This is a genomic window from Enterobacter sp. SECR19-1250, from assembly GCF_013391025.1.
Taxonomy (GTDB): domain Bacteria; phylum Pseudomonadota; class Gammaproteobacteria; order Enterobacterales; family Enterobacteriaceae; genus Enterobacter; species Enterobacter cloacae.
The window spans coordinates 1-252 of the sequence record NZ_JACASJ010000357.1; the positions used below are offsets into that span (position 1 = coordinate 1).

1 protein-coding gene is annotated in these 252 nt (G+C 59.9%); it reads right to left on the reverse strand.

Annotated features, from left to right (window positions below; all coding sequences use genetic code 11):
* On the reverse strand, positions 1–229 hold a 229-nt coding region (locus HX884_RS26950), incomplete at its 3' end, for an Ig-like domain-containing protein (RefSeq protein ID WP_309138904.1).
* Between the last annotated feature and the right edge of the window lie 23 nt (positions 230–252).

Genomic DNA, 252 nt, shown 5'->3' on the forward strand with positions numbered 1-252 from the left:
TGTCGCCCACGTTATCATTGATAACGATATTTTCTGCCGGAGACGGTGCCGCAGTGTCAATCACGATCGGGAAGGTACCGCTGATGCGCGCGTTGCCCGCTGCGTCAGTCGCAGTGACGGTGAAGGTGTGCTGACCATCCGCCAGCGCGGTATCCGGGGTGAATGACCACTTACCGCTGCTGTCCGCCTTGACGGTGCCAATCACTTTCCCGTTGTCGAGGATAGACACAACGTCGCCCGGTGCAGCGCTGC